This window comes from Skermanella sp. (genome assembly GCF_059503625.1).
Window position 1 is genome coordinate 1 of sequence record NZ_JCACHA010001189.1, and the last position, 4,816, is coordinate 4,816.

General features: G+C 65.4%; 5 protein-coding genes. 1 reads left to right on the forward strand and 4 read right to left on the reverse strand.

The annotated features are described in order from the left end of the window. The 4 genes from AC5JJ6_RS41855 to AC5JJ6_RS41870 form a co-directional block, all read right to left on the reverse strand. Positions 1 to 1,298 (reverse strand): PAS domain-containing sensor histidine kinase (locus AC5JJ6_RS41855; protein WP_496047731.1); only part of this gene is annotated, 1,298 nt, incomplete at its 3' end. A 414-nt stretch (positions 1,299 to 1,712) separates the two neighbouring features. Next, positions 1,713 to 2,030, reverse strand: a complete 318-nt coding sequence (locus tag AC5JJ6_RS41860; RefSeq protein ID WP_496047732.1) for a metal-sulfur cluster assembly factor — start codon at positions 2,028 to 2,030, stop codon at positions 1,713 to 1,715. Continuing rightward, positions 2,027 to 3,307: a hypothetical protein gene (locus AC5JJ6_RS41865; protein ID WP_496047733.1), complete on the reverse strand. Its 1,281-nt coding sequence runs from the start codon at positions 3,305 to 3,307 to the stop codon at positions 2,027 to 2,029. The genes AC5JJ6_RS41860 and AC5JJ6_RS41865 overlap by 4 nt, the downstream gene beginning before the upstream one ends. Further along, positions 3,304 to 4,113 (reverse strand): DUF2249 domain-containing protein, encoded by an 810-nt coding sequence (locus tag AC5JJ6_RS41870; RefSeq protein WP_496047734.1) that lies wholly within the window; start codon positions 4,111 to 4,113, stop codon positions 3,304 to 3,306. Before AC5JJ6_RS41870 ends, AC5JJ6_RS41865 begins: the two co-directional genes overlap by 4 nt. A gap of 231 nt (positions 4,114 to 4,344) precedes the next feature. On the opposite strand from AC5JJ6_RS41870, the gene AC5JJ6_RS41875 reads away from it, so the two are divergent. Next, a complete protein-coding gene (locus tag AC5JJ6_RS41875) occupies positions 4,345 to 4,608 on the forward strand; it encodes a hypothetical protein (protein ID WP_496047735.1) in 264 nt (87 codons plus the stop codon). Positions 4,609 to 4,816: the final 208 nt, after the last annotated feature.

A 4,816-nucleotide genomic window follows, 5' to 3' on the forward strand; every position in this document is an offset into this window, starting at 1 on the left:
GCGAGGCAGAGCTGGCCGTCCGAGAGGACATGGGCACAGAGAACGACATCGCCGCCGGCCTCGGTGAACTTGACCGCGTTGCCCACCAGGTTCAGGAGCGCCTGGCGCAGCAGGCGGCGGTCACACGTTACCGAAAGGCCGGCGGGCGCCGGCGTTACGGACAATCTCAGCCTGGCTCTGCTTGCCCGCTCCCGTATCAGGCGCTCGACATCGCTCAGCAGGCTGCCGAGCGGGACTTCGCGCTCCTCGAAGACGATCTCTCCGGCCTCGATCCGAGCCATGTCCAGAACATCGTTGACGATGTCCAGCAGGTGACGGCCGGCGAACAGGATGTCGTTGGCGTAGTCGAGATAGGTCGCATTATCCAGCGGTCCGAAAGACTCCTGCACCATCATGTCGGAAAATCCGATCACCGCGTTGAGCGGCGTGCGCAGTTCGTGGCTCATGTTGGCCAGAAACGACGATTTGGCCTGGTTGGCCCGTTCGGCCTGCTCCTTGGCGACGATCAGTTCCAGTTCGATCCGCTTCCGGTCCGTGACATCCTGAACGGTGCAGAAGACGGCCAGTGGCATGCCGCTGGACGCCCGCTCGATCACGCATTCTTCGTGGACGTAGCGGATCTCGCCGTCGGGACGGACGATCCGGAATTCGTGGGGGCCGGCCTCATCGGGGCTGGACCGGGCGGTGAGGAAAATGGCACTGGCGATGAAGCGGTCCTTGGGGTGGATGGCCTCGGCCAACTCATCGGGGGTCGGCGGACCGAGCCGAGGGTCGCGACCGACGATCTCGTACATGAAATCGGACCAGGTCACCTCGCCGGTTACCAGGTTGTGGCGCCACCAGCCCAGACGGGCCATCCGATGGGCGGCAGCCAGGAACTGTTCCGCCTGCACGTGGGCCGTCGTGTCGGTGCAGCTGCCGATCAGGCGAACCGCCCGTCCGTCACAGAACAGCGGGTTGAGGGTGGTTCGCGCCCAGAGGACGCCGGTCGCGAACTCGACGGTCTCGTCATACGTAATCCGGGTGCCCTGGCCGATGCACCGTCGATAGTTATCACCGATGCGCTGGAATTCCGCCGGCTGAAGCAGGTCGGCAAGTCGACGTCCCGATGCCTGTGCATGGGAGAAGCCATAGGTCCGCTCATACTCCACGTTCACGGTGGCGATGCGGAACCCGCCATCCTGATCGACGTCGATGGCGAACATCGGGCAGCCGACCTGATCCAGGATCGAGCGCAGTTCCTCTATGTGAGAGGTCGCGAGGAGATTCGATACCCGTCGAAAATCCGTCAACGTCATGGCCCCTCGATACTCTGAAGAAAGGCGCCCATGGCCTTGGAATAGTCGGCGAACCCATCTTTTTTCATGAGGCGGAACCGGCCTGTCTTTCCTATCGCTACGCTCACGTCACCACCGCCTGTCGCGCCAGGATGACCAATCTCTCCGGACGAAGTAGATCACCTTTGTGCAATGCGCCGTTAATCTTGAGTTTTCACCCATGAACAAGCCGTTAACTTAGCGAGGGTCGGTTCGTCGGTGAATCCTGAAGCGAACCATGCCGGGTTCGCCGGAGGCCGATTTCCTTGAGGCACGCCGCCGTGGCGGGTCACCGGGCGAAATAGTTTCCATAATTCACATTATGCGTCATTCTGGATGAGGTGGCCGAGTGCGATACGGGGTTACCGCGGCACCGCGGCAAGTCGTATCGCAAACTCAAGAATTCGGTCGGTTCAACTGACGACGGCCTTCGGGGGTGATCAGGTTGGGGGTCCAGGGAGGGTCGAAGGTCAGTTCGATTCGGGCGGACCGGGCGGGAGTTGCGATGGCGGCGAGGGCCGTTTCGGCCTGCTCCAGGAGCAACTCGCCCATCGGGCAGCTTGGGTGCGTCAGCGTAAGGCGGACCAGCAGGCCGTCGGGTGTTCCTTCGATCCCGTAGACCAGTCCCATATCGACGATGTTGAGTTCTGTTTCGGGATCGATGACCTGGGCGAGAGCGTTCCAGGCGTCGGCTTCCGGAGCGTTGGGCGTCATGAACTGGTCTTTCCGAGTATTGCGGTGGAACGGGCGCGCGGCAGGTTCTCGATACGCAGGTAGAGATCGATGGCGAAGATGATGAAGGCGGCCGCACCCGTGGCCCCGATCAGGGCGCCAACCCGGATCAGCCAGTCCAGACCCAGCACCATGCCGGTTCCGACCGTAAACAGCGCCGCGACATGGGCGGCTGTCTGAATCCTGAGGATCGGGCCGGTGCTCAGTTCCGACACTTTGGGAATGCGACGGGCGGCCCTGGCCGCGTGGATCGCCGCCAGGAACGGCAGGATGCGCTGGAGCATTCCCAGGACGAGGCTCAGCAGCCATCCGCCGACAAGGGTCAGCGCGAACAGGGGCGGTCCCCAGGACGGCAGCAGGTCCAGCGCCAGAAGCAGCCCTACGACCAGACTGGCCGGGAGCATGACCCAGGACAGGCGAACGAGCAGGAACGAGGTTCCGAGGTTGCGGCGGTTCCGCCGGCGCATCAGACCTGCCATGCCATGGACATGCAGGCAGGCGGTTCCCAGCCCGAGCACGGCGGCCGGAACGAAGGCGCCCGCTGCGGCTGACATGAGCGCCGCGATTGCGGTCGCAAGGACGATGGTGGCGGGACGCTCGGCCTGCGGCCCGACCAGGGCGAACATGGGCACCAGCACCTGAACGAAACCGGCGGCCAGCAGTCCCAGGAAGCCGTAGCAGGCAACCACCAGATGGATCGCGGCGACCGTTTGGTGATCGCCGAGATAGCCATGGGCGAAGTCGCCGAGCAGGGCCAGTCCCAGGACGGCCAAAGCTACCAGACAGGCCAGTGCCGCCCAGAGGTGGCGGACGATCAGGCGGACCTGCGGCTTAGACCTGTCCGTATGCCGGAGCGCCAGACCGACGGTCACGGCGAACACGAGCAGGGCGAGCGCCACGGCGCTTCCGCCGAGTGCCAATGCCATCAGATTGGCCGTCATCATGCCCCAGCCCAGCACCGCCACGCCGGGAAGCATCAGCCAACTGGCGAGGCGGCAGGGCCAGACGGCGGGCAGATCGGCCTGGATCGCCACCGGCAGCAGCTGGAAGCCCGCGCCCATGGCGGTGACGGTCAGCACGCCCAGCGTCATCAGGTGAAGACCGGCGAGAGGCAGACCGAGCCCGCCGGCAGTGGTGGCGAGAAGCGGCGCTCCGGCAGCCAGTGCGGTCCAGCCGATCAGATGGAACACCAGGGCCGCCGCCAGGAACCGGAAGGGGATCGAGGCCGGCAGCAGCCGGCCGCCGCCGGGGGTGATCATGACGGTTCCCGCGCCAGCCCGATGCGGACTTCGCCGTCCAGATGCTCGACCGACAGGCACGACCAGCCGCGTTCCGCCAGCATGGGATAGAGGAGGACGGGTTCGCGGTCGTGATGCAGCACCAGACTGTCGAAGCCGCCCTGGTCGATCAGGTCGAGCACGCGGGTCATCGGTTCGGGCGGTTGCAGGCCGCGCACGTCAAGATGGATGCCGTCATCGGCTTTCCAGGGCTCCGGGCCTCGGGCCGGCATCGGGGCTTCCTCGATCACTACAGCCGCCGGTTCCTCGCGGCGCCAGCAGATGCGCCAATGACCGGGTCCCATCTGGCGGCCCAGCGAGGTGAACCCCTTGCCGGCCAGCACCCGGCGCAGCGGGGCCGGATCGAACGGTGCATCCACCACCAGGAAGCCGCCGGACGGCACCTTGGCCGATGCCGACATGACCTGGGCGAAGGGGTCCTGACCGGATGCCAGCAACGGGCGCACGTCGAGGTGTGGCGCCGATTGCCTTTCGGCCTGCTCTAACCAGTCGCCCGGCGTAGCGGCTGCCGGCACGACCGGCTGCCTGCCGGCGGTCCCGGCGGATTTCCCTTGCAGAACGGCGCACAGGCTGTCGAAGGGAACTTCGGCGACACGCGCCGCTTCACCCAGGCGGATCTGGCCGGCCATGGCGTTCCTGTGGTCCGGGTCCAGCAGCACGGCGAAGACGGGATTGAGTGCTACCAGCCGGTGGAGCGCTTCGGCGTCTCCGGCGATCACGTCGGCCAGCAGGGTGTCGGCGGCAAGGGTATGTGGCGTCAAGCTCATCGTCAGCTCCCGGTGAATTCATCCGCATCATGACCGATCGCAGAGGAGATCCCTTGACGGGGGTCAAGCCGGCGGAGATTCAGGATCAAAAAGATATTTCGGCCGGGAAGAAACGGATGCCGTCAACTTGACCGCCGCCAAACCGATGGCGCATGACCGAAGTCAAGTCGGAGGCGCCGGTCCTGTGGTCGAGTGGGCGTCATTGCGACTAACCTTCCAGGATGATTACCCATGACTTCGACCTTGGACACCTCGTACCTCGTCAGCATCGACCGTGCCGGCAGCGCCTCGATCGCTGAGACCGGCAGCGTTCCCGGCTCCTCGTCGAATGGCCGGACCATCTACGAGATCCGGAACTGCCCGGCCAACGTCAGTGCATCGGATGTCGCCGCCCTCTCGCGCGGGCTGGCGCTGCCATCGGGGATCCATGCGGTCGATTACGACCGCCTCGCCGCCCGGCAGAGCGGATCGTGCTGCGGCGGATGCTGCGGCTGAACCCTGAAGCTTAACCAGTGACGGATAGCACCATGTCGTACCACCGCACCGCCTCGATCGCCCTGGCTGCGATCCTGGCGGGCGGCGCCTGTGCCCAGGCGGCCGTGAACCCGAATAAATCAGCCTACTTCCATCCGGTCTGCCAGGAAGCGGTCAAGGCCGCCAACGGCCTCGGCGGCGACCCGGTCGCCGGCGCCAACTGCTTCGG

Coding starts and splice junctions, on each gene's coding strand:
- AC5JJ6_RS41860 (WP_496047732.1), bottom strand. CDS start 2,030: ATGACGCCCAACGCTCCGGAAGCCGACGCCTGGAACGCTCTCGCCCAG.
- AC5JJ6_RS41865 (WP_496047733.1), bottom strand. CDS start 3,307: ATGATCACCCCCGGCGGCGGCCGGCTGCTGCCGGCCTCGATCCCCTTC.
- AC5JJ6_RS41870 (WP_496047734.1), bottom strand. CDS start 4,113: ATGAGCTTGACGCCACATACCCTTGCCGCCGACACCCTGCTGGCCGAC.
- AC5JJ6_RS41875 (WP_496047735.1), top strand. CDS start 4,345: ATGACTTCGACCTTGGACACCTCGTACCTCGTCAGCATCGACCGTGCC.